Below are 976 nucleotides of genomic sequence, written 5' to 3'. Positions count from 1 at the left end.
ATAGAACATATAATGAGTGGAAAATTGAACAATTTTATGGTAATAGGTAAGGGGAGTTTATTTCTGGGAAGAATGACAAATCTGTTTGATGGAGTATCTATACTTGTAGAAAAGAACGATGGCGGGAAAGAGGAGAATACTGAAGTATCCAAAGATGAGGTAAAGAAGATCATAGCACGGGAGATAAGAAAATTTGCACAGCAGTTGATGGATGATTAGAATTTTTGATACAGAGGAGGGGAATTATGGACAGGACAAAAAAATTGATTGCGGAAGCATTTGAGGATATAGCTGACGGTATAGAAAAGGGAAGCTTTAAAAGGAGGCCTAGAATAGGACTTACAGTTTATGGCTCGGAACATGGAGCAGAGGAGATGATAAAAGCTGCACAGTTGGCGGGGAGTAAATACGGTGATTTTGATATAGTGCTCATAGGGCCGAAAGTTGACTGTGGGTTTGAATCTGTAGAAGTAAGCAGTGCAGAAGAAGGTCATAAGAAAATGGTAAGTCTTCTTGAGGAAAAGAAGATAGATGGGTGTGTGACACAGCATTTTGATTTTCCTATAGGGGTATCGACTGTAGGTAGGATGGCTGCACCGGGAAGCGGCAGAAATATGATACTTTCAACCACTACGGGTACTATGGCCACGAATAGGGTGGAGAGTATGGTCAAAAACTCCATAGCCGGCATTGCAGTTGCAAAGTCCATTGGTATAGATAATCCAACCGTGGGGATTTTGAATGTAGATGGAGCCAGGGGTACACAGAGGGCGCTTGTAGAACTGCAGAACAGGGGATATGGTATTGATTTTGCTCAATCTCTCAGGAAAAATGGAGAAGTACTGATGAGGGGAAATGACCTCCTTTCAGGTACCCCGGATGTCATGGTTTGTGATTCACTGACCGGAAATCTGCTCATAAAGATTTTTGCAGCCTATACTACCGGAGGAAATTATGAGACTCTGGGATATGGATA

The 976-nt window shown here is 42.0% G+C and carries 2 protein-coding genes; both read left to right on the top strand.

Annotated features, from left to right (window positions below):
• A partial coding sequence (locus ACFHWD_RS20620; RefSeq protein ID WP_378062943.1) for a DUF5940 domain-containing protein occupies positions 1-219 on the top strand: 219 nt, incomplete at its 5' end.
• 26 nt (positions 220-245) lie between these two features.
• Positions 246-976: glycine/sarcosine/betaine reductase complex component C subunit alpha (grdD, locus tag ACFHWD_RS20615; RefSeq protein ID WP_378062942.1), on the top strand; the 731-nt coding region annotated here is incomplete at its 3' end.

This window comes from Clostridium sp. MT-14, assembly GCF_042436595.1.
Lineage (GTDB): Bacteria > Bacillota > Clostridia > Clostridiales > Clostridiaceae > Clostridium_B > Clostridium_B aromativorans.
The sequence above is the reverse complement of the archived record's forward strand: the minus strand, read 5'-3'. Positions and strand labels throughout refer to the sequence as shown.